This window comes from Streptomyces sp. NPDC055140 (assembly GCF_053607285.1).
Genome location: NZ_JBSGTG010000014.1, coordinates 80,952 through 105,426, shown reverse-complemented (window position 1 = coordinate 105,426; position 24,475 = coordinate 80,952). Strand labels below are relative to the sequence as shown.

The window sequence follows — 24,475 nt, the reverse complement described above, 5'->3', positions numbered from 1 at the left end:
GGGGGCCGCGGACGTGCGTCTTTGACGCAACTCTGATGCGGGCCGCGCCGCACCGGCGGCGTTTCGGTCAGCGCTGCCCCGGCGTCTCCCCTGACGCGGTGATCTCCGTGATCTCGCCGTCGCGCAGTTCGAGGACCCGGTCGGCGAGGTCGAGCAGCGCCGCGTCGTGGGTGGCGACGAGCGCGGTGACGTGTTCGCTGCGGACGACGGCGCGCAGCAGCTCCATGACGGCGAGGCCGGTCTCGGCGTCGAGCTGGCCCGTGGGTTCGTCGGCGATGAGGAGGGCGGGCCGGTTCGCGAGCGCGCGGGCGATGGCGACGCGCTGCTGCTGGCCGCCGGACAGTTCGCCGGGGCGCTGCTTGGCGTGGTCGGCGAGGCCGACGAGGGCGAGGAGCAGCTCCACGCGCTCCTCGCGTTCGCGGGGGTCGGCCTTGCGCAGCCGCATCGGGACCCCGACGTTCTCGGCGGCGGACAGGATCGGGATCAGGCCGAAGGACTGGAAGATGAAGCCGATGCGGTCCCTGCGCAGTTCCAGGAGCCCGTTCTCGCCGAGTCCGGAGAGGTCCTGTCCGTCGACGGTGATGCGCCCGCCGTCGGGTTCGTCGAGCCCTCCGACGAGGTTGAGGAGCGTCGTCTTGCCGGATCCCGAGCGGCCCTTGAGGGCGACGAGTTCGCCGCGCGGCACCTGGAAGGAGACGCCGCGCAGCGCGTGCACGGCCGCGGCCCCGGTGCCGTAGGAGCGGTGCAGGTCCTCGATGACGACCATGGGGCCGCCGCCGTCCTGGTCGAGGACGGCGGTCCCTGCTTCCGTGCTCTCACTCATGTGCGCTCCCCCGTACGTTCCCCGGCCGGGCGCCAGTATGGTCACGCGGCGCCCGGCCGGGCAATGACCCGGATCAGTTGGGGTTCTCGGCGTGGGTCAGGGTCTCCCAGGCGACGAACAGGTTGTTGGAGCCCGCCGGGCGGTTCTGCTCGGTGAGCTTCTGGGTGTTCGTCATGGCGTTGCCGAGGCGGGTGTGCATCGCGTTGTAGCCGACCTCGGTGACGGGTCCGAGCCCGCGCGTGACGGACCCGCCGCACAGCCAGCTCGGCGGCGCCTCGCCCAGCTCGTACTTGGCCTGGAAGCCGAGGGCCTGCTGGAGGCGCTGCCCGACGTCGGTGCCGTACAGGTCCTGGCCCTGGATGCGGCTGGTCTCGGCGATGTGGGAGATGGCGGAGATGCCGTATCCGGTGTGCGTGAAGTCGCGGCAGGTCTCCTGGGTGAGGCCGGTGACGAAGGTGGACTGCCCCTGCCAGTAGCTGACGATCTTGGCCTTGGTGTCGAGGTTCTGGCTCGGCACGGTCTTCGGCAGGTCGCCGTCGGAGGCGAGGTAGACGTAGGCGGCCGTGCGCGTACGGAACTTGGCCATGGCCTTGTCGTACGACGTCCTGTCCTCCAGGAAGACGGAGATGCCGACGGCGGCCTCCATCATCGACAGCTCCCAGTTGCCGTTGGAGTTGGAGCCGTTGATGACCTTGGGGAGGTAGACGTCGCGCAGCATCGTCCGGAAACGGCCCTCGTTCGCCCAGCCGCCGGTGTACGTGTACTTGATGATCTCGGCGGCCTTGGGCCAGGAGGAGCCGGCCCAGCCGGTCTGGAGCGGCGCGTTGCTGTTGGTGTGCTCCTTGATGGTGGCCGACCAGGCGTCCATCAGCTCGATGGACTTCTTCGCGTAGCGGTCGTCGCGCGTGATGTACCAGGCGAGGGCGTCGGTGTACGCGGCTATCGCGTCCTCACGCTCGTCGGTGCAGCCGTAGTTGGGGTTGGAGTAGGAGCCGCACTCGACGGTGGCGCGGGGCTTGGCGGTGCGTGTGAGGGAGGCGTACTTGCTCGCCAGCATCTGGTCGTACGCGCCCTTCCAGGGCTGGGCGCCGGCGTTGACCTTGTCGCGGGCGAAGTCGAGCTGGCTCTTGGAGACCGTGACGCCCGGGTGGGCGAAGGTGGCGGGCGCGGCGTCGGCGCGGTCGGCGCCGGGCCAGGCGAGGAGGGTGGCGACGAGTGCGGTGGTGGTTGTCGCGAGGGTGGCGAGGAGGGCGGTGCGTCGTCTGCGCCGGTGGCGGGCGGGGGCCGGTGTGTTCGGCATGTGGGGGGCCATCCGTTCTTCTATGTGAACGTGAAGTACCTTTATGAACACGGGTGTTGGCCGCAGACCCTAGGTACGTACCAGCCCTCCGTCAAGAGGTGAAGAAAGAGCCGCAGTTCAGTCGTCGGAGCGGTCGTCGCGATCCGGCCATACGCCCACGTGGCCCGCCTCACCCGTGAGCCGAACCCGGCCGCGCAGCCCGTACCGCTCCACGCAGTCCCGCGGCAGCTGGAGCCTGCCCACCCGGTCCAGAACCGTGAACTCCTAGCCCTCTCCCCCGCGTTCGCGCAAGGTCTCCGTCGACGTGCGGCCGTCGCGGATACGGACCGTGCGACGCACCTGGCCGGACACGAGCGGGTCGTGGGTGACGACGAGAACGGTCCGCCCAGCTCCTCGTTGGCGCGGCGCAGGGCCGTGAACACGTCCTCCCCGCTCGCCGTGTCGAGCTCGCCGGTCGGCTCGCCGGCCAGCAGGACACGCGGCGCGTTCGCCATGGCCACCGCGACGGCGACGCGCCGCTGCTCGCCCCCGGACAGCTCGGCCGGGCGCCGGTCGCGGCAGTGCGCGATGCCCAGCACGTCGAGGAGTTCGGCGGCCCGCGCGGTCCGCCTGTCGCGGGGCACGACCGCGAGCCCGGCGGCACACAGAACCAGCCGATGGTGCCCGCTCCCCCGCACCACCGCAGGCACCCGCCGTACGTCCACGAGCCGCTCTCCCCCTGTGCGCGGCGCATCAGGGGGTTGCGCGAAGGCCTCGCAATGGTCTGGACAACCTTCAACTGCCGAGCCGTGCGCAACGCCGATGGGCCGCACACTCCGGTGGAGTGTGCGGCCCATCGACGGCCGTAAGGGTGCGGCTCAGCGCACCTCGGTGATCTCGGGGCCGCGCGCCAGCTGCCCCATGCCACCGGCGAACCGGGAGCCTTCCTGCGGCTCCTGCTGCACGCCCTCGGCGACCATCTGCGCGTCGTCCGGCAGCTTCAGGACGATCGGGTCGCGCGGAGCCATCGGGCCCTCACCGCGGACCACGACGGTGTCCCGGAAGATCTGCTCGAGGAGCCCGGCGGCCTGCGGCTGCACCGCTCCCTGCCCGGAGATCACCCCGCGCAGGAACCAGCGAGGGCCGTCGACGCCGATGAACCGGACGACCTGGAAGCCGCCCGTGCCGTCCGGCAGCTGCACCGGCACCTGGGCCCGCAGCTCCCAGCCGAGCGGGCCCTCGACCTCGTCGATCACGCCACCCTGCTGAGTGATGCCCGAGGCGATCTCCTCACGGACCTCGCCCCAGATGCCCTCCTTCTTGGGGGCGGCGAAGCCCTGGAGCTGCACGGCGCTGTCCTGGAGGACCACGGTGGCCGCGACGATCGCGTCGCCCGCGACCTCGACCCGCAGCTCCATGCCCTCGACTCCGGGGACGAAGAGTCCGCCCAGGTCCACGCGGCCCTCGCCGGGCTCGCGGACCTCGGAGGAGTCCCAGGGGCCGTCGGGACGCGGCTCGGGCTCGAGCCGCACGCGCTGCGGCTCGCCCTCGCCCGCGTCGCTGTCGCCGGCTACGCCGTCGACGACCTGCTCGGCCTCGCCCGCCGCGTCATCGGCGGCGCCGTTCTTCTTGCGACGTCCGAACACGTCACTGTCCTTCCCGGTCGGATACGACCGATGCGTATCGATTCCCACCCTGATGCCCACTCGGGCCCGGCCCCACGGCGGCATGACCACCGGTGGACCCGAAGCCCCCCGCGGCCCGCGCCGAGTCGGGAAGCTCCGCCACCTCCTGGAAGCGCACCTTCTCGACCTGCTGGACGACCAGTTGGGCAATCCGGTCGAAGCGCTCGAACCGCACGCTGTCGCGCGGGTCGAGATTCACCACGATCACCTTGATCTCTCCACGGTACCCGGCATCCACCGTCCCTGGGGCATTCACCAGGGCGACACCGCAGCGGGCGGCGAGTCCGGATCGCGGGTGCACGAAGGCCGCGTACCCCTCGGGCAGCGCGATCGACACCCCCGTGGGGAGTACGGCCCGCTCGCCCGGCGCGAGCTCGCACGCCTCGGTGGTCCGCAGGTCCGCGCCCGCGTCACCCGGGTGCTCGTACGAGGGCAGCGGTACGTCGGGGTCGACGCGCCTGATCAGCACGTCGAGAGGGGCTCGGGTCACGGGTTCACCTCGAAGGCACGGGTGCGCCGGACCTGGTCCGGGTCGCTCATGGCCGCCTGGATCTCCTCCGGGCGGCCGTTGTCGATGAAGTGGTCGACCTTCACCTCGATGAAGAGGGCGTCGGCGCGGACCGCGACGGGCCCGTCGGGGCCGCCGATCCGGCCGGTGGCGGTCGAGTAGATCTTGCGGCCGGCGACGGCGGTGACCTCGGCGTCGAGGTACAGCACGGTGTCCACGGGCACGGGCCGCACGAAGTCCGTCTCGAGCCGGCCGGTCACCGCGATGACGCGCAGCAGCCAGTTCAGCGAGCCGAGCGTCTCGTCGAGGGCGGTGGCCAGAATTCCGCCGTGTGCGAGACCGGGGGCGCCCTGGTGGGCGGGCCGCACCGTGAACTCGGCGGTGACGCGGACGCCGTCCTGCGCACGAGCTGCCAGATGCAGCCCGTGGGGCTGTTCGTCGCCGCATCCGAAACAGTGTCCGTAGTGCGCGCCGAGGAGCTCGCCGGGCGCGGGGGCATCGGGGTGCCGCACGGGCGCTATGGCGTCGGCGGGGGGCGTCAGAGCTGCAGAAGTACCACTCACAGGCGCAGACCTTACCCGCGCGTCCTGGGAGAAAGCGCACCGTGCCAAGCTTGACCGCATGGAGCTCTCCACCGCACCGTTCGAAGAACGCCTCACCGCCCCCCGCTCGTGGTGGCTCGTCTCACTCCTGCTCGGCGTCGCCTGCGCCCTGATCATGCTGCCGTTCGGCACGCTGCCGCTGCTCGGGGGGCTGGTCGGCGGGACGGCCGCTGCGGCGGTGGTGACGAGTTCGTACGGCTCCGTGCGCATCCGCGTCGTGGCGGACTCGCTGGTCGCCGGGGACGCGAAGATCCCGCTGTCGGCGCTGGGTGACGCGGAGATCCTGGACGCCGAAGGGGCGCGCGCCTGGCGCACGCACAAGGCCGACCCGCGCGCCTTCATGCTGCTGCGCAGCTATGTCCCGACGGCCCTGCGCGTGGACGTCATCGACCCGCAGGACCCGACCCCGTACGTGTATCTGTCGACACGGGACCCGAAGGGGCTGGCGAAGGCGCTCGGCAAGTAGCGGCGGTCAGCTTCCGAGCTCCTTGGGCCCGGGTGCGTCGCCCGGGATCAGCGGGTGCGGGTCGCTGGGGCGCTCCAGGGGCGGCAGCTCCGGCAGGGCGTCCCAGGGGACCTGGATCTTGCGCAGGTCCTTGCGGATCCGCCCCGCGAGCTTCTTGGTGTCGCGGCGGTTCATGACCGCCCCGACCGCGGCGCCGACCATGAACGGCATCAGGTTCGGCAGGTTACGCACCATGCGCTTCATGATCTGCTGGCGCAGCTCGCGCTTCATCTGGCCGCCGAGCGCCGCATTGATCGTCGAGGGCTTCGTCACCTCGATGCCGCGCTCCTCGGTCCACGAGGCCAGATAGGCGGCGCTGCGGTCCTTGAGGGCGCCGGGCGGGCGCACGCCGTAGACCTCGTGCAGCTCGGCGACGAGCTTCATCTCGATGGCCGCGACGCCGGTGATCTCGGCCGCCAGCTCGGCGGGCATCGCGGGAGGTACGGGCATCATCGCGGCGGCGCCGATCCCCGCACCCACGGTGGAGGTGGCGTTGGCGGCGCCCGCGACGAGTTTGTCGGCGAGCTGTTCGGCGCTCAGGCCGGGGAACTGTCTGCGCAGGGTCGCCAGATCGCGCACCGGTACACGCGGCGCGTTCTCGATGATCCGGTCGGCGAGATAGCCGAGTCCTGCTTTGGCGGCTGTGCCGCTCTTGCGGACGCCGTCCTTGACGGCGGCCACACGTCGCCTGGCGACCTGTACACGGCCGCCGATCGGCGCTTGGTCGTCCTCGGTGAAGACGGCGGGCACGTCGCTGTATCCCGCCGCCGCGAGGTCGCCCGCCACCTCTTGGTCGTCCGCGTCCTCGAGCGAGGCTGCTCCTGTGGGGGAAGAGCCTCGCTCGTCGTCACGCACGCCGTCGTCGGACGGGCCACCGTCCGCTTCCCTGTCCTTCCGGGAGCGGCGCTTCCAGGGCGGGGTCGAGCCAGTCACGGCCGACCCTGCCTCAGTCGCAGTCGCGGCAGATCGGCTGGCCGTTCTTCTCGCGGGCCAGCTGGCTCCTGTGGTGCACCAGGAAGCAGCTCATGCAGGTGAACTCGTCCTGCTGCTTGGGCAGGACCCGGACGGCCAGCTCCTCGTTCGAGAGGTCGGCTCCCGGGAGCTCCAGGCCTTCGGCGGCCTCGAACTCGTCGACGTCGACCGACGACGTCGACTTGTCGTTCCGACGAGCCTTGAGCTCCTCGATGCTGTCCTCGTTGACGTCATCGTCGGTCTTGCGTGGGGTGTCGTAATCCGTTGCCATGTGTCGCTCTCCCCCTCTGGGTGTATGCGGTGTCTCCAGCGCACAACGCGCGGGAGGCCGGACTTTGTGCCCGACCTGAGGCGGAGATTTTGCCTCACATCAAGGTCTGTTACTCAATCGACACCCAACCGGATCCCTCATGAGTGATCGGGTTGGACGGCGATCGGGACCGTACACGGTCCAAAGGTCCCACTTCACGGGCGCCACCCCGTGTACTTCCCGTGATCAGGGCCCCTGAAAACCCGGATTTTCCAGGCTTTCCGGGGGCTTTTGCGATCACGGAGAGTAGATGGCCGGAAATTCGCCCTTGTGATCGATCACACACGGTCTTCGCGGGACCAGGTCCCGAAAATTCCGCTAAAAGCGAACTCCCCCGGCACGTCGGCGGAAGCATCTCAGATCGGTCGCCGACCCGCATCTCGGAACGCTCAGATCGGGAGGTGACACGCGTCTCGGAGGCCTCAGATCGGCAGGGTGACCCGCATGACGAGCCCACCCCCTTCCCGCGGCTCCGCGATGATACGGCCCCCATGAGCGCGCGCCACCGAGCGGGCGATCGACAGACCGAGCCCCACCCCCTTGTCGCTCCCTGTGCGCTCGGTGCGCAGTCGCCGGAACGGCTCGAAGAGGTTGTCGATCTCGTACGCGGGCACCACGGGCCCCGTATTGGACACCACGAGGACCGCCTGGCCGTGCTGGGCCTCGGTGGTGACCTCGACCCAGCCGCCCTCCGGGACGTTGTACCGGACGGCGTTCTGGACGAGGTTCAGGGCGATGCGCTCCAGGAGCACGCCGTTGCCCTGGACGACGGCCTCCTTGCGCTCGCCGCGGATCTCGACGCCCTTCGCGTCGGCCTCCGAGCGGGCCTGGTCGATGGCCTGCGAGGCGACCTCGGCGAGGTCGACCGGTTTGCGCTCCACGATCTGGTTGTCGCTGCGGGCGAGCAGGAGCAGGCCCTCGACGAGTTGCTCGCTGCGCTCGTTCGTCGCCAGCAGCGTCTTGCCGAGCTGCTGGAGTTCCATCGGCGCCCCGGGATCGGAGAGGTGGACCTCCAGGAGCGTGCGGTTGATCGCGAGCGGGGTGCGCAGCTCGTGCGAAGCGTTGCCGACGAACCGCTGCTGCGCGGTGAAGGCTCTCTCCAGGCGGTCGAGCATGTCGTCGAAGGTGTCGGCGAGCTCCTTCAGCTCGTCGTCCGGGCCGTCCAGCTCGATGCGCCGCGACAGGTCCGTGCCGGCCACCCGGCGCGCGGTTCGCGTGATGCGGCCCAGCGGGGACAGGACGCGGCCCGCCATCGCGTACCCGAAGGCGAACGCGATCACGGCGAGGCCGAGCAGGGCGAGGAGCGAGCGGCTGAGGAGGTTGTCGAGTGCGTGCTGACGCATCTCGTTGACGCACTCGTTCAGCGCGGCGTTGAGCTGGCCCGTCGTGGGGTGGTCGGGGAGGCCCGAGAAGTTACGGCAGGTGCCGCTGCTCACCGAGCCGTTCGTGACGGTGAACGGAAGGTCACTGCCGACGTTCAGCGCCTGCGCGGCGAGCAGATAGATGATCGACAGCAGCACGATGCCGGCGATCAGGAACATGCCGCCGTACAGCAGGGTGAGGCGTATACGGATGGTCGGGCGCAGCCACGGGTAGGGCGGCTCGGCTTTTCTGGGGTCCCATGTGGGTTTCGGAGGCGCGGCCGGTGGCGCCGGTGTCGAGGCCACAGGGGATCAGATCCGGTATCCGGAGCCGGGCACGGTCACGATGACGGCGGGCTCTCCGAGCTTGCGGCGCAGGGTCATGACGGTGACCCGAACAACGTTCGTGAAGGGGTCCGTGTTCTCGTCCCACGCCTTCTCCAGGAGCTGCTCGGCCGAGACGACGGCACCCTCGCTGCGCAGCAGCACCTCGAGGACGGCGAACTCCTTGGGTGCGAGCTGGATCTCCTTGCCGTCGCGGAAGACCTCGCGGCGGTTCGGGTCGAGCTTGATGCCCGCGCGTTCGAGGACGGGCGGCAGCGGCACGCTCGTACGGCGTCCGAGCGCCCGCACGCGGGCCGTCAGCTCGCTGAACGCGAACGGCTTGGGCAGGTAGTCGTCGGCTCCGATCTCCAAGCCCTCGACGCGGTCGCTGACGTCGCCGGAGGCGGTCAGCATCAGAACGCGGGTCGGCATGCCCAGTTCGACGATCTTGCGGCAGACGTCGTCGCCGTGCACGAGCGGGAGGTCCCGGTCGAGGACGACCACGTCGTAGTCGTTCACGCCGATGCGCTCGAGGGCGGCCGCACCGTCGTACACGACGTCGACGGCCATGGCCTCCCGGCGCAGTCCGGTGGCCACCGCATCGGCGAGCAGCTGCTCGTCCTCGACGACGAGTACGCGCACGTCGCTGTCCTTCCTGTGTGACCTGCGGGCAGGTTTTGAGCACCTGTGAGCAGGTCCGGGTCGTGGAGTGTGGGCTCCATCCTGCCCCTTTCGGCCATAAACCGGCTGTAAGGCGATGGGGCGCCCCGGGAACGCGGGATTTTCTGGCCGGTCGAGGTTTCTGCGTAAGTGAGCGCGGGGAGGACGGTTTTACACCCGCGATCACGCTTTGTATGTGGCGTGCCACGACCCGCTTTCCGCAGGGCGGTGTGAGACGTGATCGCCCCTTCCGAGGGCACACCCCGGTGCCACGACCCACGACCCAGGACGAGGGGGCGCAACCATGGACGCATTCACCGCAGGACTTCTGCAGCGCATCAAGGCGACCGAGTCCGATCTGAGCCGGGCTCGCGAGACGGGCGACGAATTCCTCGTCGAGATCGAGCAGGACGAGCTGGACGACCTGCATCGGCTCGCCGCCGAACACGGTGTGGAGCTCGGCGTCGCGCGCGTCTGACGCAGTACGGAAGGGCCCCGGCGCCTGGTCGATCCAGGCAGGCGCCGGGGCCCTTTCTTGTGCCGTTCTTGTGCCGTTCCCGGGCTTCCTGCGCGCTCGGGAGGCCGCTGTCCGTCAGTCGTGCCAGGCCCCGAGCTCCTCAAGGCGGTTCTGGAGCTGCTCGAAGAGTCCGGGCGGCGCCGCGATCGTCAGCTCGCCGGAAGGCACCTCACCCGGGCGGCCGCCGGTGAGCGCGCCCGCCTCCCTGGCGATGAGGTCTCCGGCCGCCAGGTCCCAGGGGTTCAGGCCGCGCTCGTAGTACGCGTCGAGGCGTCCGACAGCGACGTCACAGAGGTCGATGGCGGCCGAACCACCGCGCCGGATGTCGCGCACGTGAGGCACCAACTCCCGTACGACATCGGCCTGGTGGGCCCGGCGTGCGGCGAGGTAGCCGAATCCCGTGCCGACGAGCGCCTGCTCGAAGGGGGGCGCCACGCGCGCGTGTGCAGGGCGGTCGTTCACGAACGCGCCCTGGCCGAGGACCGCGCGGTAGGTCTCGCCGCGCAGGGGCGCCGCGACGACACCGACGAGAGTCTCGTCGCCCTGGCGAGCGGCGATCGAGACCGACCATTCGGGGCGCCCGTACAGGTAGTTGACCGTTCCGTCGATGGGGTCGATCACCCAGGTGATCCCGCTGCTGCCCTCGGTGCTCGCTCCCTCCTCGCCCAGGACGCCGTCGTCCGGCCTGCGCTCGGCGAGGAAGCCGGTGATCAGCTTCTCGGAGGCGATGTCCATCTCCGTGACGACGTCCACGGCGCTGGTCTTGGTGGCGGCGACGCCGAGGTCGGCGGGGCGGCCGTCGCGCAGGAAGGTCCCTGCGCGGGCGGCGGCCTCCAGGGCGACCTCGAGGAGTTCGGCCTTCAGGTCTGTCACGTCGAGATCCTTACGCGTACGGGCTGTCGGCGCCCGCGGCCGCGGGCTTGGGGGCACGGGAGGGGCAGCAGCCCACCGGGCAGAGGTTGTGGCTCGCGCCGAGCGCGCCCAGGGCGCACGGCGTGACGGTCCGGCCGCGCTCGGCGGCGGCCCGCTCGAGGACGAGGTCGCGGACGGCGGCGGCGAAGCGGGGGTCCGCGCCGACCGTGGCGGAGCGGCGCACCGGCAGGCCGAGTTCGGCGGCCTTGGCCGTGGCCTCGGTGTCGAGGTCGTACAGGACCTCCATGTGGTCGGAGACGAACCCGATGGGCGCCATCACGACGGCCGGCACACCGGCGCCGTGCCGCTCTTCGAGGTGGTCGCAGATGTCGGGCTCCAGCCACGGGATGTGCGGGGCGCCGGACCGCGACTGGTAGACGAGCTGCCAGGGGTGGTCGACCCCGGTCTCCTCACGGACCGCGTCGGCGATCACGCGCGCGACGTCCAGGTGCTCCTTCACGTAGGCACCGCCGTCGCCGTGGTCGTCGACCGGCCCGGAGACGTCGGCGGCCGCGGTCGGGATGGAGTGCGTCGTGAACGCGATGTGGGCACCGTCCCGCACGTCGTCGGGGAGGTCGGCGAGCGATCTCAGGACACCGTCGATCATGGGGCGCACGAAGCCGGGGTGGTTGAAGTAGTGCCGCAGTTTGTCGACGCGCGGCACTTCCAGCCCCTCCGCTTCCAGGGCGGCGAGGGACTCCGCGAGATTCTCGCGGTACTGCCGGCAGCCCGAGTACGACGCGTACGCGCTGGTCGCGAGGACGAGGATGCGCCGGTGGCCGTCGGCGACCATCTCGCGGAGGGTGTCCGTCAGGTACGGCGCCCAGTTCCGATTGCCCCAGTGGACGGGCAGGTCGAGGCCGTGGTCCGCGAAGTCCTTGCGGAGCGCGTCCAGCAGGGCGCGGTTCTGCTCGTTGATGGGGCTGACCCCGCCGAACAGGAAGTAGTGCTGCCCCACCTCCTTGAGCCGCTCCTTGGGGATTCCCCGGCCACGCGTCACGTTCTCCAGGAACGGGACCACGTCGTCCGGGCCTTCGGGGCCTCCGAACGAGAGCAGCAGCAGGGCGTCGTAGCCGTCGAAGGGCGTGGGATCGAGCGCATCGGACATGCCTTTGATCCTGCCACCCGTCACTGACGGGCGGAAAACGGCCATGCCCGTAAGCCCCGGGACCCGTAAGCTGTCTTGGCCACCTACGCGCCTTACCGGAGTCGACTTGCCCAGCCCCTACCGCGCCATATTCGCCCTGCCCGGCACCAAGAGCTTCTCGGTCGCCGGGTTCCTGGGCCGGATGCCCCTGTCGATGATGGGCATCGGGATCGTCACCATGGTCTCCCAGCTGACCGGCCGATACGGGCTCGCGGGTGGCCTGTCCGCCACCGTGGCGCTCTCGGCGGCGGCCATCGGCCCGCAGATCTCACGCCTCGTCGACCGGCACGGGCAGCGCCGTGTGCTGCGGCCCGCCGCCCTGGTCTCGCTCGTCGCCGTCGCCGGTCTGCTCCTGTGCGCGAAGTTCGAGGCGCCGGACTGGACGCTGTTCGTCTTCGCCGCCCTGATCGGCTGTGTGCCGAGCGTCGGATCGATGGTCCGGGCGCGCTGGGCGGCCCTCTACAGGGACACCCCTCAGCTGCACACCGCGTACTCCTTCGAGTCCGTCATCGACGAGGTGTGCTTCATCTTCGGGCCGATCATCTCGATCGGTCTGTCGACCGCCTGGTTCCCGGAGGCGGGGCCTCTTCTCGCGGGCTGTTTCCTCGCGGCCGGTGTCTTCTGGCTGACGGCGCAGCGCGCGACCGAGCCGGTGCCGCATCCGCGCGGACAGCACTCCGGGGGGTCCGCCCTGAGGTCGCGCGGTCTTCAGGTCCTGGTGGCGACGTTCGTGGCGACGGGCACGATCTTCGGCGCGGTGGACGTGGTGACGGTCGCGTTCGCCGAGGACGAGGGCCACAAGGCGGCTGCCAGTCTCGTGCTCGCGGTGTACGCGGCGGGCTCCTGCGCCGCGGGGGCGGTCTTCGGGCTGCTGCACTTCAAGGGGGCGCCCGCACGCCGGTGGCTGGTCGGTGTCTGCACGACGGCCGTGAGTATGATCCCCCTCCTACTGGTCGGGAACCTTCCGTTTCTGGCCGTGGCGCTCTTTGTCGCGGGCCTGTCCATCGCACCGACGATGATCACGACGATGGCCCTCGTCGAGCAGCACGTACCACGCGCGAAACTGACCGAGGGCATGACCTGGGTGAGCACCGGACTCGCGGTCGGTGTCGCGCTCGGCTCCTCCGCGGCCGGCTGGGTGATCGACGCCGCCGGCGCGAAGGCCGGGTACGGGGTTCCGGCCGTGGCCGGCGCCGTCGCGGTGGCGGTCGGGTTCCTGGGGTACCGCCGGCTGAAGCAGCCGGTGCCGCAGCGGGGAGGAACCAATGAGCACGGGGAACTCGGGCAGCGAAACGACGCAAGCCCGGCAGGCCAGGACACGGAACGAACCGTGGCGTAACTGGGCGGGGAACGTCACCGCCCGGCCGGTCCGCGAGGTGACGCCCGCGTCGGTGGAGGAGCTCTCGGCGGCCGTCCGCGCAGCCGCCGACGACGGCCTGAAGGTGAAGGCTGTCGGCACGGGGCACTCGTTCACCGCGGCGGCGGCGACCGAAGGTGTATTGATACGCCCTCAACTCTTGACCGGCATCCGCAACATTGACCGCGAAGCCGGCACCGTCACGGTGGAGGCCGGCACCCCGCTCAAGCGACTCAACCTCGCCCTGGCCCGCGAGGGCCTGTCGCTCACGAACATGGGCGACATCATGGAGCAGACGGTGTCGGGTGCCACCAGCACCGGCACGCACGGCACGGGCCGCGAATCGGCGTCGATATCCGCGCAGATCAAGGGCCTCGAACTGGTCACCGCCGACGGCTCGGTCCTCACCTGCTCGGAGAAGGGGACCGACGAGGAACGCGCGGTCTTCGCGGCCGCACGGATCGGACTCGGTGCCCTCGGCATCATCACGGCGATCACGTTCGCCGTGGAGCCGATCTTCCTGCTCACCGCCCGCGAGGAGCCGATGACCTTCGACAGGGTCACGAACGACTTCGACGCGCTGTACGCGGAGAACGAGCACTTCGAGTTCTACTGGTTCCCGCACACCGGCAACTGCAACACCAAGCGCAACAACCGCAGCGCCGGGCCGGAAGCCCCCGTCAGCAGGTTCAGCAGCTTCCTCGAGGACGAGCTCCTGTCGAACGGCCTCTTCCAGGCGGTCAATTCACTCGGCCGCGCGGTCCCCTCGACGATCCCGTCGATCGCGAAGATCTCCAGCCGCGCGCTCTCCGCCCGCACCTACACGGACATCCCTTACAAGGTCTTCACGTCCCCGCGCCGCGTCCGCTTCGTGGAGATGGAGTACGCCGTTCCGCGCGAGGCCCTCGTCGAGACACTGCGCGAGCTGAAGTCCATGGTCGATCGCTCGAACCTGCGCATCAGCTTCCCCGTCGAGGTCCGCACGGCCCCCGCGGACGACATCACGCTGTCCACGGCGTCCGGCCGGGAGAGCGCGTACATCGCCGTCCACATGTACAAGGGCACTCCGTACCAGGCCTATTTCACGGCGGCCGAGCGCATCTTCACCGCGCACGAGGGCCGGCCGCACTGGGGCAAGGTGCACACGCGCGACGCGGACTACTTCTCGACGGTCTATCCGCGCCTCGGCGAGTTCAAGGAGCTGCGCGACCGCCTCGACCCGGACCGCCTGTTCGCCAACGACTATCTGCGGCGGGTCATCGGCGACTGACCGCGCTCACTCCGCGGGCGTCTCGGCCTTCTGCTGCGGCACGTCGGCTCCGTCGCTGCTCTGCGAGGTACTCGGAGTGGGCGTCGGGGTCGGCGTGGGCGTGGACTTGTCCCCGCCGGTCCCGGAACCGCTGCCCGATCCGTTGTCGTGACCGGTTGGGGAGTCCTCGCTCGCGCTGGGCGTGGGCGTGGGCTCCTCGGTGTCGCCCTTGTGCGCCCCACCGCCGCCCTGCGGCGTGCCGCTCTGCGTCCCGGAACTGGTGCTGTCCGACGGCTCCTGCGAGGTGCTCGGCACGGGGGTGTCGTCGTTGCGGGACGAGGAGGCGCCTCCCCCGGTGAAGGCCTCGCGGAGCGTTGTCCGCTGACCGTCACCGTTGAAACTCTGCCCCGAGGCGAGCTCGTACGTCGTGATGCCGCCCATGGTCACTCCGAAGACCACGGCAGCGGCGACGAGGGGCCGCTTCCAGCTCCGCACGCGCGCGCGGTGCGTGGTCCCTTCGGTGAACTCGTCGGGGAGTCCGTTGATGAGCCCGTCCGTGGACCCGTCGCCCAAGTCGCCCGGCGGAGGCGGCAGTTCCGGACCACCGGCCCCGGCCCTGAGCAACTGGGTCTTCTCCGGATCGCCACCGCCGACGCCTGCATTCAGGAGCAGGGTCCGGTCCGGATGGCCACCACCGGCTGTCAGGAGCTGCGTCCGATCCGGATCGCCGCTACCCGCCTTGAGGAACCGCGTCCGCTCGGCGTCCAGCGCCGGGAGGACAGTCGTCGCGTCGGCGTCCTGTGCCGGTGCGCCGCCCAGCCCCCAGGTCGTCGTCCTCGGGAGCACGTCGGTCCGCATCGCCGTCGTCGCCGCGGGCGGCGTCACGGAAGCGGCGACCGCGTCGGACCGGAAGGTCTCCGGTACCGGACGCCCGTCGCCCGTCACCGGGACCTGCCGGCCCTTGGGTATCGCCTGGCCCGCGACATCACGTATCTGCTCGCCCGTGCGCCGGAAGAAGTGCTGGAAGAGCGAGCCGCCGCAGGTGGCCAGCACGCTCACCACTCCCGCGCCCACGATCGTCCCGTACACGCCGAGCCCGGCGGCCAGCTTGGCCGCCACCACGGCGGCCACGGCGCTGCCCGCCACCTGGGGCAAATTCAGGTCGAGCCGCTTCCCCTTGGGCTTTTCTTGTGCATCTTGGGAGGTTTCCGGCTTCTCGCCCATCTCCGACCCTTGCCTGCCTTTCTCGACTTACTTCACGAGATAGGGACGGATGCACGAAGTGATTAGTTCCGTTTCTGGGGATTCCGTGAAGCACGCCACGCCGATGAACCCCGAACGAGGGATGCCCCGTACCCAACTCCCGTCCCCCATGAGAACTTCGATGGCGTGCCGGTCCACCCGAGTGGCCCGAATGGAGTACCGTTGCGAGCCCTGGGTCCGGTCTCCCGTCAGGGTGCCCGGGGCCTCCAGGACCGCCGGGAGGGGGTTCGTTGCACAGGGTGACGAGCTCGGTCACTTAGCGTTGCGAACAGGTAACCGTGCCATAACGGCGATCCAGGGCCCAGGCCCGACACGCCGGGCAACTCGGCAAGGTTGTGGCAGGCTGCACCCGGGCAGGCCACACTCGACTAGCGGAAGCAGCGACGCACGTGACGTCGGCAGGCACCACCCGGGAGGTCCCCATGCCCGAACTGCGTGTCGTGGCCGTCTCTAACGACGGCACACGGCTGGTGCTGAAGGCTGCGGACAGCACGGAGTACACGCTTCCGATCGATGAGCGCCTCCGGGCCGCCGTGCGCGGCGACCGTCCGCGCCTCGGCCAGATCGAGATCGAGGTGGAGAGCCATCTCCGCCCCCGTGACATCCAGGCGCGTATACGTGCCGGTGCCTCCGCCGAGGAGGTGGCCCAGCTCGCCGGCATCCCCGTCGACCGTGTCCGCCGCTTCGAGGGCCCTGTCCTCGCGGAGCGCGCCTTCATGGCCGAGCGGGCCAGGAAGACCCCCGTGCGCCGCCCCGGCGAGAACGCCGGCCCCCAGCTCGGCGAGGCGGTGCAGGAGCGTCTGGTGCTGCGCGGCGCCGACAGGGAGACCATCCAGTGGGACTCCTGGCGTCGCGACGACGGCACCTGGGAAGTCCTGCTCGTCTACCTGGTCGCGGGTGAGCCGCACTCGGCGAGCTGGACGTACGACCCGCCCCGGCGGCTCGTCCAGGCCGTCGACGACGAGGCGCGCTCACTCATCGGCGAGACCGACGACATCGCCGCGCCGGAACCCAGCTTTCCGTTCGTGCCGCGCATCGCGAGGCTGCCCCGCGACCGCCCGCTCGACCGCGCCCTCGACCGGCAGTTGGAGCGTCCCGCGCCGCCGGCCCCCGCAATGGAGATCACCGACGAGAGCCCGACGGCCGTCTCCGCCGCCGAGCGTGACTCGCTGACCAGCCTCCTGGAAGCCGTACCCAGCTACCGGGGCGACATCGTGGTCCCCGAGCGCCCCACGGTGCCCGCACCCGAGCCCGTCACGGACGAGCCTGAGCCCGCCGAGGCGGAGGAGCCCCCGGCTCCCGCCGCGTCCGCGGGAGCGGGTTCCGCCTACGCGGACGTCCTTATGCCCCGCAGCGTCGCGGGACACCGGGACCGTCTCACCGGCACCACCGACCGCCAGGCCGAGGCCGACGGGGTCCGTCCCGGACGGCGCGCGGCCGTGCCGAGCTGGGACGAGATCGTCTTCGGCACCCGCCGCAAGAAGCAGGACTAGCCACAAGCCGTACGGAGATGCCGAGGCGTACGCAGAACACGAACCGTACGCAGAAGAGGCCCGCGCCACGTCGGCGCGGGCCTCTCGCGTACTCAACTGCCGAGGCCCTACTGAGGATCGGGGCCGGTCGCCACGGGGCGCGACTCGTCCGAGGACCACTCGGACCATGAACCGACGTACAGCGCCGCGTCGATGCCCGCCACCGCGAGGGCGAGCACTTCGTGGGCGCCCGAGACTCCGGAGCCGCAGTACACGCCCACCTCGCCCGAATCCCCGGACGCGCCAAGGGACTTGAAGCGGGAGGCGAGCGCTTCGGCGGGCAGGAAACGGCCGTCCTGCGCCACGTTCTCCGACGTCGGAGCGGACACCGCGCCCGGGATATGGCCGCCGACGCGGTCGATCGGCTCCACGTCGCCCCGGTAGCGCTCGGCGGCGCGGGCGTCGAGCAGGACCCCCGAGCGGGCCAGCGCGGCCGCCCCGTCGGCGTCCAAGAGCCCCACGGCGCCCGGCGCGGGCTCGAAGGCGCCCGGCACGGGCGACGGCACCGCGGTCTCCAGCGGGCCCTCCCACGCGCCGAGACCGCCGTCGAGCACTCGCACGGACGAGTGACCCGTCCAGCGCAGCATCCACCAGGTGCGCGCGGCGGCCCAGCCCTGCCCGCCGTCATACACGACGACGTCCCGGTCGGCCGACACACCGGCCCGCCGCATCACGGCGCCGAAGGACGCGACGTCCGGCAGCGGATGCCGGCCGGCCGCTCCGGCCGGTCCCGCGAGGTCGGCGTCGAGGTCGACGTAGACCGCGCCGGGGATGTGTCCGGCCTCGTATGCGGCCCGCCCGTCGAAGGCCGGGGCCCCCGAGGCCTTGGCCATGCTCAGCTGCCAGCGGACGTCGAGGATGACCGGCGGGTTCCCACCCGCCGACTCGCTCGCGAGTTCGGTTGCGGAGATGATGGCATTCATGAGGGCCATCCTTGCTCATGCTCTGGCCCGAGCGCCGTCGGTCGGCTAGCGTGCACGATCGACTACCGAGCGTTGACCGACCGGACATCGCGAGGCCATGGCGCGGCAATGGATACGGACATCCCACCGGGCATCCTCGTTCGAGGAGTCCGTCCGTGGCGGCGCGGCCGGTGAGCGTCGCGCGGCACGGAGTGCCAGCATCAGCTCGGGCGCGTTGCGACACGTGATTTTGTTCCGAGGAGAGAGTGACGATGACCGAGGCAGCAGCCAGGCGGGCGCCGGGCACCCCCTGCTGGGTGAGTCTCATGGTGCACGGCATGGCGGCGACCCAGGAGTTCTACGCGGCTTTGTTCGGCTGGGAGTTCCGGCCGGGACCGCAGCAGCTCGGCCCCTACGTGCGGGCCCTGCTCGACGGGCATGAGGTCGCCGGGATCGGGCAGATGCCGCCCGACCGCCATCTGCCCGTCGCCTGGACCCCGTACCTCGCCTCGGACGACGTGGACGCCACGTCCGAGAGCATCCGCCACTGCGGTGGCACCGTCGGAGTCGGCCCGCTCGACGCCGGGGAGGCGGGCCGGATGGCCATCGCGTCGGACCCGGCGGGCGCGGTGTTCGGCATCTGGCAGGCGGCCGAGCATCTGGGGATGGCGCTCACCGGGGTGCCGGGGGCGCCGGCGTGGAACGAGCTGGTGACCCAGGAGACGGCGAGCGTCGCCAAGTTCTACGAGGTGACCTTCGGCTACGAGGAGGAGGCCGTCGTCTCCGCCGACTTCGACTATCTGACGCTGCATCTGAACGGCAGCCCGGTGGCGTCGGTGCACGGCGTGGGCCAGGCGCTCCCGCGCGACCGGGGCGCGCACTGGATGACGTACTTCGAGGTGGCGGACGTCGACGAGTCGGTGGACCTGGTCGAGGAGCTCGGCGGCCACGTCCTGAAGCCCGCACGCGACAGCTCCCAGGGCCGCCTGGCGACGGTCGCGGACCCGGAGGGCGCGGTGTTCACCCTCGTACGGTCGGCGCCGCGCGAGGAGGACTAGGGCCTCCTGGCGGACCTCAGCGGCGGTTCAGGCCGAAGCGACCGGTAGCACTTCGGGGGACAGGGCCGCCGCGTGCGCCGTGGCGCTTGTCAACTGCTTGCGGTGGTGGCGTCGGCACAGGACCTCGTAGCCGACCTCGTCGTCGCTCCGGTCGACGTCCCCGACGACGACCTGGGCGCCCTCGACGACCATCCGGCCGCCGACCGTGCGGGCATTGTGCGTGGCGCGGGCGCCGCACCAGCACAGGGCCTCGACCTGGAGGACCTCGACGCGGTCGGCGAGTTCGACCAGGCGCTGGGAGCCGGGGAACAGCTTGGACCGGAAGTCGGTCGTGATGCCGAAGGCGTAGACGTCGAGGCCCAGGTCGTCGACGACGCGGGCGAGCTGGTCGATCTGGGCGGGCGCGAGGAACTGCGCCTCGTCCGCGATGACGTAGTCCACGCGGCCGCCCTGGGACAGCTGGTCGACGACGTACGCGTACACGTCGAGCCCGTCGGCGACCTCGACGGCGTCGGTGACGAGGCCGAGGCGCGAGGAGAGCTTGCCCTCACCGGCCCGGTCGTCGCGCGTGAGGATCATTCCCTTGAGGCCGCGCGCCGAGCGGTTGTGCTCTATCTGGAGAGCCAGGGTGCTCTTTCCGCAGTCCATCGTTCCGGAGAAGAACACGAGCTCGGGCATGGGGAGTTGAGGACCTTTCCGCGGTGGTGGGGGACGATCAGGAGCGTACTTCGAGCAGTGGTACGAGCTGCTCGGCGGGGGTCATCGAGCCGTGGTTGCCGACCATGGCCGACTCCTTGGGCTCCCGCTCCGAGGCGATGATCACCACGTCGTCGTGGGCGGCCGCGATGACGTCCCCCAGGCGCGCGTAGACCCGCTCGTCGATGTGCGGGCCGAACCAGCCGGCCTCGATCGCCTCGTCCCGGCTCGCGATCCAGAACTGCTCGCCGAGCACCTCGCGCCACACGGTCAGGACGTCGGACTCGGCGCCCGGCACCGCGTAGACGTGGCGGGCGCGGCCCTCGCCACCGAGGAGGGCGACGCCGGCGCGCAGCTCCCAGTCCTCGTCGAAGTCGATGCGGGACTGCTCGTCGAACGGGATGTCGATCATGCCGTGGTCGGCCGTGATGTAGAGGGCGCTGCGCGGCGGGAGCTGCTCGGCGAGGCGCTGCGCGAGGCGGTCTACGTACATGAGCTGGCCGCGCCACGGGTCGGAGTCGACGCCGAAGCGGTGGCCCTTGCCGTCGACCTCGCTGTAGTACGTGTACACCAACGACCGGTCGCCCGCCGCCAGTTGCTCGGCGGCCAGGTCCATGCGGTCCTCGCCGGAGAGGCGCCCGCGGAAGGTGCCGCCGCTGAGGGCGATCTTCGTGAGAGGCGTCGACTCGAACGCGGGGGCGGAGACCTGCGCGGTGTGCACACCGGCCTCGTGGGCGCGCTGGAAGATCGTCGGGTACGGCTGCCAGACGTGCGGCTGGGTCCAGGGGATCCAGCGGAGCTGGTTCATCAGCTCGCCGGTGTCCGGGTTGCGGACCGTGTAGCCGGGCAGGCCGTGCGCGCCGGGCGGCAGGCCCGTGCCGACGGAGGCGAGCGAGGTCGCGGTGGTCGCCGGGTAGCCCGCGGTGATCGGGCGGCCCGTGCCGCCGCGCGAGGAGGCGAGGAGCGAGGTCAGGAACGGGGCCTCGTCCGGGTGGGCCAGGAGCTGCTGCCAGCCGAGCCCGTCGATCAGGAACACGCACGCGCGGTCGGCGGGCGCGAGCTCGGGTATCGCCGGAGCGCAGCCGGGAACGCCCAGGTGGGAGCCGAGGGTGGGCAGCAGGTCGGCGAGGGAGCCGACGCCGTACTCGGGCACAGGTGCGGACCGGACGGCGAGAGGCTCTACGTCGTCCCAGGCGGGCATGGCCATCAGCGCGCTGTCGCCGCGGTCGCCTCGGACAGGGACTGAGCGAAGGCGAGGGTCTGACGGACGGTGTCGGGGCCGTCCCCGGTCTCGCTGACGCGCAGGCTCAGGTCGTCGGCGGTCGAGCTGCCCGTGTACCCGTGATCCGCCTCGCAGTTGGGGTCGCCGCAGGCCGCGGGCTCCAGGTCGATGCGGGCGACGGCGCCCCAGCCGATGGTCAGGACGACCTCGCGGGGCAGGGTGCCCGGGACGTACTTCTCCGGGTTGGCCACGACGCGGCTGAGCACCACCGACGAGATCCGGCCGAGCTTCACGGATTCGGTGGACGTCGTGGCGTACGGCGTCGGCGACGTGGTGTCGGCGGCCTGCTCGTCGGTGTGACTGACGATGAAGCGGGTGCCGGTGAGGACGAGCACGGTGACGTGCCTGCGCACCTCGTTCGAGTCGAAGGTGGTCTCCTGGTGGACCAGATACGACCCGATGGGTTCGCCGCCGACCGCGGCCTCCACCGCCTCGGCCACGAGGGCCGGGTAGTAGCCGCTGCGCTCGATCGCCGCGCGGAGCCCTTGGGTCGTCGTACTGGTCTTGGCCATGAGGTCCATCCTAAAGCCCGGCGGGGGGCTCGCGGTGCGCCTGTGGACGGGTGCGGAAAACACCCGTATGTGGGGCTCGTCTCACCCGGCCCGCTCAGTACGCGGGCAGGGTGCGCGGGCCGAGGTCGTCGCGGGCGGGCGGCGGGGCGAGCCGTATCGAGGCGCCGAGGACCGACAGGCCGCTCTGGGCGACGACGACGGGCTCCAGGGAGACGGCGACGACCTCGGGATGGTCGTCCACGAGCCGCGAGACCCGTTGCAGCACCTCTTCGAGCGCGGCCGTGTCGACCGGCGCGGAGCCGCGCCAGCCGAAGAGCAGGGGCGCTGTCTTGATGCCCCTGACGATCGACTGGGCGTCCCGGTCGGTGACCGGAATCAGCCGGTGTGCTGTGTCGCCGAGCAGCTCGGACGCGGCACCCGCGAGTCCGAAGGAGAGCACCGCGCCGGCGGCCGGGTCGATGACCGCGCGGACGACGGTGTCGACGCCGCGGGGTGCCATGGCCTGGACTACGGGCCGCAGCTCCTCGGGCTTGCCCAGCGTCTCGGACAGCTCTTCGTAGGCGCGGCGCAGCTCCTCCTCGTTCGCCAGGTCCAGGCGTACTCCTCCGAGGTCGGCTCGGTGGCGCAGGTGCGGGGCGGTCGTCTTGAGGGCGACGGGGTAGCCGAGGGTGCGCGCGGCGGTGGCCGCCTCGTCAGGTCCGGGGGCGGGCAGGGTCTGCCGTACGTCGATGCCGTAGCGGGCGAGGAGGGCGCGGGCGTCCTCGGGGGCGAGCTCGACGCCGCGCGGGTCGTCCTCCTTCGCGAGGAGCGCGGTGATGAGCTCGGCGGCGCCCGTCTCGTCGATGCCGTCATACTCGGGGACCTTGCCGGGCTCCGCCGCGTCGCGCCGCCACTGGGCGTACTTGACGGCTTCGGAGAGGGCGCGGACGGCGCGCTCGGCGGCAGGGTAGGCGGGGATGAGCGCGGGCGTCGGGGCGGGCTCATCCGTGGGCGGGCGTCCGGCCGGGGGGCCGCCGGGGGTCCTGGCGAGCGCGCGGGGGCCGGTGCTGGCGGCCGCGGAGAGCGCTTCGGCAAGGCCGCCCAGCTCCACGTGCACGACCAGGACGGGCTTGGTGGGGGTACCGGCCGCGGCGGAACTGAGCGCCTCGGCGAGCGCCGCGTCCTCGGCGGTCGACTCCCCCACCGCCGGCATCGCCGTGACGACGACCGCGTCGCACTTGTCGTCCGCGAGCGCCTCGGTGAGCGCCGCGTGGAAGTCCTCGGCGGACGCCGCGGTCGTCAGATCCCGCGGCGGCTTCGGCCGCAGGCCCTCGGCGAGGCAGACGTCGTACGTGAGGAGGCCCAGCGACTCCGAGTTCCCGAGGATCGCCACGCGGGGGCCCGGCGGGAGGGGCTGGCGGGCCAGCAGCAGGCCGGTGTCGACGAGTTCGGTGATGGTGTCGACACGGATGACACCCGCCTGGCGCAGCAGGGCGGAGACGGTGGCGTACGGCAGGCGCGTGGCGCGCACCGCGTGGCCGAGGGGCGCGATGCCGCTGTGCCGGGCGCCCTGCACCACGACGAGGGGCTTCGCGGCTGCCGTGCGGCGGGCGAGGCGGGTGAACTTGCGCGGGTTGCCGATGGATTCGAGGTACATCAGGGCGACGTCCGTGTCGGGGTCGTCGTACCAGTACTGGAGTACGTCGTTCCCCGACAGGTCCGCGCGGTTGCCGGCGGAGACGAACGTCGACACACCTGTCACTCCGGTCACGCCGCCGCCGCGCCGCTGGAGACGGGCGAGCAGCGCAATGCCGATCGCTCCCGACTGGGCGAACAGGCCCATGCGGCCCGCGCGCGGCATCTCGGGCGCGAGCGACGCGTTGAGCCGCACCTCGGGCGAGGTGTTGATGACGCCGAAGGCGTTCGGCCCGATGAGGCGCATGCCGTACGAGCGGGCCTGGCGCACCAGTTCGCGCTGGCGGGCGCGGCCTTCGCTGCCGGACTCGGCGTATCCGGCGGAGACCACGACGATCCCCTGCACGCCGCGCTCTCCGCACTCGGCGACGACTTCGGGGACGTACCGCGCGGGGACGGCGACGACGGCGAGGTCGACGGGCTCGGCGGCGTCGATGTCGTGCACGGAGCGGTGGGCGGGGATGCCGTCCAGGTCGCGCAGATCGTCGGGGAACGCCCTGTTCACGGCGTGGAGGCGGCCGGTGAAGCCGGCGTCGCGGAGGTTGTCGAGGACGCTGCGGCCGACTCCGCCGGGCGTGCGGCCCACGCCGATGACGGCGACGGATCCGGGGGCGAGAAGCCGGTGCACCGAGCGCGCCTCGGCGCGCTGCTCGCGGGCGCGCTGCACGGCGAGCGAGGCCTCGGTGGGTTCGAGGCCGAACTCCAGGCGGACGACGCCGTCCTCGAAGTGGCGCTTCTGGGTGTACCCGGCGTCCGTGAACACCTTGATCATCTTGGTGTTGGCGGGCAGCACCTCGGCGGCGAAGCGGCGGATCCCGCGCTCGCGGGCGACGGCGGCGATGTGCTCCAGGAGCGCGGACGCGACGCCCCGGCCCTGGTGGGCGTCCTGCACGAGGAAGGCGACCTCGGCCTCGTCGGCGGGAGCGGAGGCGGACATTCCCTGGGCGTTGATGCGGTCGTAGCGGACGGTCGCGATGAACTCGCCGCCCACGGTGGCCGCGAGGCCCACCCGGTCCACGTAGTCGTGATGGGTGAAGCGGTGGACGTCCTTGGCGGACAGTCGTGGGTATGGCGCGAAGAAGCGGTAGTACTTCGACTCGTCGGAGACCTGCTCGTAGAAGTTCGTGAGCCGCTCGGCGTCGTCGATGGTGATGGGCCTGATGCGCGCGGTGCCGCCGTCGCGCAGCACCACGTCTGCTTCCCAGTGGGCGGGGTATGCGTGCCGGTCCGACGGGGTCTGCATGGGCCAAGCGTACGGCGCGGCGGTGACAGTCGTACGGGTCGCGGCGCGAGCGGGCCGAAGGCACGCTATGAGGGCCGACGGGCGTGTGCGGGCGGTACGTAG

General features: G+C 71.3%; 23 protein-coding genes and 1 pseudogene. 6 read left to right on the top strand and 18 right to left on the bottom strand.

Annotation, left to right across the window (positions count from 1 at the left end; translation table 11 throughout):
* Positions 1–67: 67 nt before the first annotated feature.
* The 6 genes and pseudogenes from ACWFR4_RS25540 to ACWFR4_RS25515 form a co-directional block, all read right to left on the bottom strand.
* Positions 68–823, bottom strand: a complete 756-nt coding sequence (locus ACWFR4_RS25540; RefSeq protein WP_453465338.1) for an ABC transporter ATP-binding protein — start codon at positions 821–823, stop codon at positions 68–70.
* A gap of 73 nt (positions 824–896) precedes the next feature.
* Complete coding sequence (locus ACWFR4_RS25535) at positions 897–2,123, bottom strand: alginate lyase family protein (RefSeq protein ID WP_453654691.1); 1,227 nt, start codon at positions 2,121–2,123, stop codon at positions 897–899.
* Between the two features lie 117 nt (positions 2,124–2,240).
* Positions 2,241–2,743, bottom strand: a pseudogene (locus ACWFR4_RS25530) (ATP-binding cassette domain-containing protein); the annotation flags it as partial.
* 237 nt (positions 2,744–2,980) lie between these two features.
* Positions 2,981–3,748: a DUF3710 domain-containing protein gene (locus ACWFR4_RS25525; protein WP_453466895.1), complete on the bottom strand. Its 768-nt coding sequence runs from the start codon at positions 3,746–3,748 to the stop codon at positions 2,981–2,983.
* 1 nt (position 3,749) lies between these two features.
* Complete coding sequence (gene dut, locus ACWFR4_RS25520) at positions 3,750–4,277, bottom strand: dUTP diphosphatase (protein ID WP_453654689.1); 528 nt, start codon at positions 4,275–4,277, stop codon at positions 3,750–3,752.
* Positions 4,274–4,858 (bottom strand): PaaI family thioesterase, encoded by a 585-nt coding sequence (locus ACWFR4_RS25515; RefSeq protein ID WP_116508891.1) that lies wholly within the window; start codon positions 4,856–4,858, stop codon positions 4,274–4,276. Before ACWFR4_RS25515 ends, dut begins: the two co-directional genes overlap by 4 nt.
* A gap of 58 nt (positions 4,859–4,916) precedes the next feature.
* Between ACWFR4_RS25515 and ACWFR4_RS25510 the strand changes: the two genes are divergently transcribed.
* Entirely contained in the window at positions 4,917–5,363 is a 447-nt protein-coding gene (locus ACWFR4_RS25510; RefSeq protein WP_116508893.1) for a DUF3093 domain-containing protein, read from the top strand.
* Between the two features lie 6 nt (positions 5,364–5,369).
* Here ACWFR4_RS25510 and ACWFR4_RS25505 read toward each other — a convergent pair whose 3' ends face one another.
* The 4 genes from ACWFR4_RS25505 to ACWFR4_RS25490 form a co-directional block, all read right to left on the bottom strand.
* Positions 5,370–6,335 carry a hypothetical protein gene (locus ACWFR4_RS25505; RefSeq protein ID WP_453466899.1) on the bottom strand — a complete coding sequence of 322 codons (966 nt, stop codon included), beginning with the start codon at positions 6,333–6,335 and terminating at the stop codon, positions 5,370–5,372.
* 13 nt (positions 6,336–6,348) lie between these two features.
* On the bottom strand, positions 6,349–6,645 hold the full coding sequence (locus ACWFR4_RS25500) for a DUF4193 domain-containing protein (protein WP_030357326.1): 297 nt from the start codon (positions 6,643–6,645) through the stop codon (positions 6,349–6,351).
* A gap of 461 nt (positions 6,646–7,106) precedes the next feature.
* Positions 7,107–8,351, bottom strand: coding sequence for a sensor histidine kinase (locus ACWFR4_RS25495; RefSeq protein WP_453466901.1), 1,245 nt, complete (start codon positions 8,349–8,351; stop codon positions 7,107–7,109).
* A gap of 6 nt (positions 8,352–8,357) precedes the next feature.
* Complete coding sequence (locus tag ACWFR4_RS25490; RefSeq protein WP_055544891.1) at positions 8,358–9,011, bottom strand: response regulator transcription factor; 654 nt, start codon at positions 9,009–9,011, stop codon at positions 8,358–8,360.
* Positions 9,012–9,333: 322 nt separating this feature from the next.
* Here ACWFR4_RS25490 and ACWFR4_RS25485 point away from each other — a divergent pair, with 322 nt between their 5' ends.
* Positions 9,334–9,507, top strand: a complete 174-nt coding sequence (locus ACWFR4_RS25485; protein WP_165914605.1) for a hypothetical protein — start codon at positions 9,334–9,336, stop codon at positions 9,505–9,507.
* 114 nt (positions 9,508–9,621) lie between these two features.
* On the opposite strand, the gene ACWFR4_RS25480 is transcribed toward ACWFR4_RS25485, so the two are convergent.
* Together ACWFR4_RS25480 and ACWFR4_RS25475 are read right to left on the bottom strand one after the other, a co-directional pair.
* Complete coding sequence (locus ACWFR4_RS25480) at positions 9,622–10,419, bottom strand: inositol monophosphatase family protein (protein ID WP_453466903.1); 798 nt, start codon at positions 10,417–10,419, stop codon at positions 9,622–9,624.
* Between the two features lie 10 nt (positions 10,420–10,429).
* Positions 10,430–11,566, bottom strand: a complete 1,137-nt coding sequence (locus ACWFR4_RS25475) for a ferrochelatase (RefSeq protein WP_453654687.1) — start codon at positions 11,564–11,566, stop codon at positions 10,430–10,432.
* Between the two features lie 106 nt (positions 11,567–11,672).
* Here ACWFR4_RS25475 and ACWFR4_RS25470 point away from each other — a divergent pair, with 106 nt between their 5' ends.
* Both ACWFR4_RS25470 and ACWFR4_RS25465 read left to right on the top strand, forming a co-directional pair.
* A complete protein-coding gene (locus ACWFR4_RS25470; RefSeq protein ID WP_326710727.1) occupies positions 11,673–12,944 on the top strand; it encodes an MFS transporter in 1,272 nt (423 codons plus the stop codon).
* Positions 12,871–14,232, top strand: coding sequence for a D-arabinono-1,4-lactone oxidase (locus tag ACWFR4_RS25465; RefSeq protein ID WP_453466907.1), 1,362 nt, complete (start codon positions 12,871–12,873; stop codon positions 14,230–14,232). The genes ACWFR4_RS25470 and ACWFR4_RS25465 overlap by 74 nt, the downstream gene beginning before the upstream one ends.
* Positions 14,233–14,238: 6 nt before the next feature.
* Here ACWFR4_RS25465 and ACWFR4_RS25460 read toward each other — a convergent pair whose 3' ends face one another.
* Entirely contained in the window at positions 14,239–15,357 is a 1,119-nt protein-coding gene (locus tag ACWFR4_RS25460) for a hypothetical protein (protein WP_453654685.1), read from the bottom strand.
* A gap of 539 nt (positions 15,358–15,896) precedes the next feature.
* On the opposite strand from ACWFR4_RS25460, the gene sepH reads away from it, so the two are divergent.
* Positions 15,897–16,967 (top strand): septation protein SepH, encoded by a 1,071-nt coding sequence (gene sepH, locus ACWFR4_RS25455; RefSeq protein ID WP_453466911.1) that lies wholly within the window; start codon positions 15,897–15,899, stop codon positions 16,965–16,967.
* A gap of 107 nt (positions 16,968–17,074) precedes the next feature.
* Here the strand turns inward: sepH and ACWFR4_RS25450 are convergent, their stop codons facing one another.
* Complete coding sequence (locus ACWFR4_RS25450; RefSeq protein WP_453468366.1) at positions 17,075–17,929, bottom strand: sulfurtransferase; 855 nt, start codon at positions 17,927–17,929, stop codon at positions 17,075–17,077.
* A 251-nt stretch (positions 17,930–18,180) separates the two neighbouring features.
* Here ACWFR4_RS25450 and ACWFR4_RS25445 point away from each other — a divergent pair, with 251 nt between their 5' ends.
* Positions 18,181–18,966 (top strand): VOC family protein, encoded by a 786-nt coding sequence (locus ACWFR4_RS25445; protein WP_453654683.1) that lies wholly within the window; start codon positions 18,181–18,183, stop codon positions 18,964–18,966.
* A gap of 27 nt (positions 18,967–18,993) precedes the next feature.
* Here ACWFR4_RS25445 and ACWFR4_RS25440 read toward each other — a convergent pair whose 3' ends face one another.
* The 4 genes from ACWFR4_RS25440 to ACWFR4_RS25425 all read right to left on the bottom strand — a co-directional run bounded on the left by ACWFR4_RS25440 (position 18,994) and on the right by ACWFR4_RS25425 (position 24,373).
* Positions 18,994–19,644 (bottom strand): thymidine kinase, encoded by a 651-nt coding sequence (locus ACWFR4_RS25440; RefSeq protein WP_453468368.1) that lies wholly within the window; start codon positions 19,642–19,644, stop codon positions 18,994–18,996.
* Positions 19,645–19,681: 37 nt separating this feature from the next.
* Positions 19,682–20,869, bottom strand: a complete 1,188-nt coding sequence (locus tag ACWFR4_RS25435; protein ID WP_453468369.1) for an alkaline phosphatase family protein — start codon at positions 20,867–20,869, stop codon at positions 19,682–19,684.
* Positions 20,869–21,456, bottom strand: coding sequence for a DUF5998 family protein (locus ACWFR4_RS25430; RefSeq protein ID WP_116513360.1), 588 nt, complete (start codon positions 21,454–21,456; stop codon positions 20,869–20,871). Before ACWFR4_RS25430 ends, ACWFR4_RS25435 begins: the two co-directional genes overlap by 1 nt.
* 94 nt (positions 21,457–21,550) lie before the next feature.
* Entirely contained in the window at positions 21,551–24,373 is a 2,823-nt protein-coding gene (locus ACWFR4_RS25425) for a bifunctional acetate--CoA ligase family protein/GNAT family N-acetyltransferase (RefSeq protein WP_453468370.1), read from the bottom strand.
* Positions 24,374–24,475 lie beyond the last annotated feature (102 nt).

Coding starts and splice junctions, on each gene's coding strand:
- ACWFR4_RS25510 (WP_116508893.1), top strand. CDS start 4,917: ATGGAGCTCTCCACCGCACCGTTCGAAGAACGCCTCACCGCCCCCCGC.
- ACWFR4_RS25450 (WP_453468366.1), bottom strand. CDS start 17,929: ATGAATGCCATCATCTCCGCAACCGAACTCGCGAGCGAGTCGGCGGGT.
- ACWFR4_RS25485 (WP_165914605.1), top strand. CDS start 9,334: ATGGACGCATTCACCGCAGGACTTCTGCAGCGCATCAAGGCGACCGAG.
- ACWFR4_RS25430 (WP_116513360.1), bottom strand. CDS start 21,456: ATGGCCAAGACCAGTACGACGACCCAAGGGCTCCGCGCGGCGATCGAG.
- ACWFR4_RS25465 (WP_453466907.1), top strand. CDS start 12,871: ATGAGCACGGGGAACTCGGGCAGCGAAACGACGCAAGCCCGGCAGGCC.
- ACWFR4_RS25435 (WP_453468369.1), bottom strand. CDS start 20,869: ATGGCCATGCCCGCCTGGGACGACGTAGAGCCTCTCGCCGTCCGGTCC.
- ACWFR4_RS25425 (WP_453468370.1), bottom strand. CDS start 24,373: ATGCAGACCCCGTCGGACCGGCACGCATACCCCGCCCACTGGGAAGCA.
- ACWFR4_RS25445 (WP_453654683.1), top strand. CDS start 18,181: ATGACCGAGGCAGCAGCCAGGCGGGCGCCGGGCACCCCCTGCTGGGTG.
- ACWFR4_RS25475 (WP_453654687.1), bottom strand. CDS start 11,566: ATGTCCGATGCGCTCGATCCCACGCCCTTCGACGGCTACGACGCCCTG.
- ACWFR4_RS25540 (WP_453465338.1), bottom strand. CDS start 823: ATGAGTGAGAGCACGGAAGCAGGGACCGCCGTCCTCGACCAGGACGGC.
- ACWFR4_RS25440 (WP_453468368.1), bottom strand. CDS start 19,644: ATGCCCGAGCTCGTGTTCTTCTCCGGAACGATGGACTGCGGAAAGAGC.
- ACWFR4_RS25535 (WP_453654691.1), bottom strand. CDS start 2,123: ATGCCGAACACACCGGCCCCCGCCCGCCACCGGCGCAGACGACGCACC.
- sepH (WP_453466911.1), top strand. CDS start 15,897: ATGCCCGAACTGCGTGTCGTGGCCGTCTCTAACGACGGCACACGGCTG.
- ACWFR4_RS25500 (WP_030357326.1), bottom strand. CDS start 6,645: ATGGCAACGGATTACGACACCCCACGCAAGACCGACGATGACGTCAAC.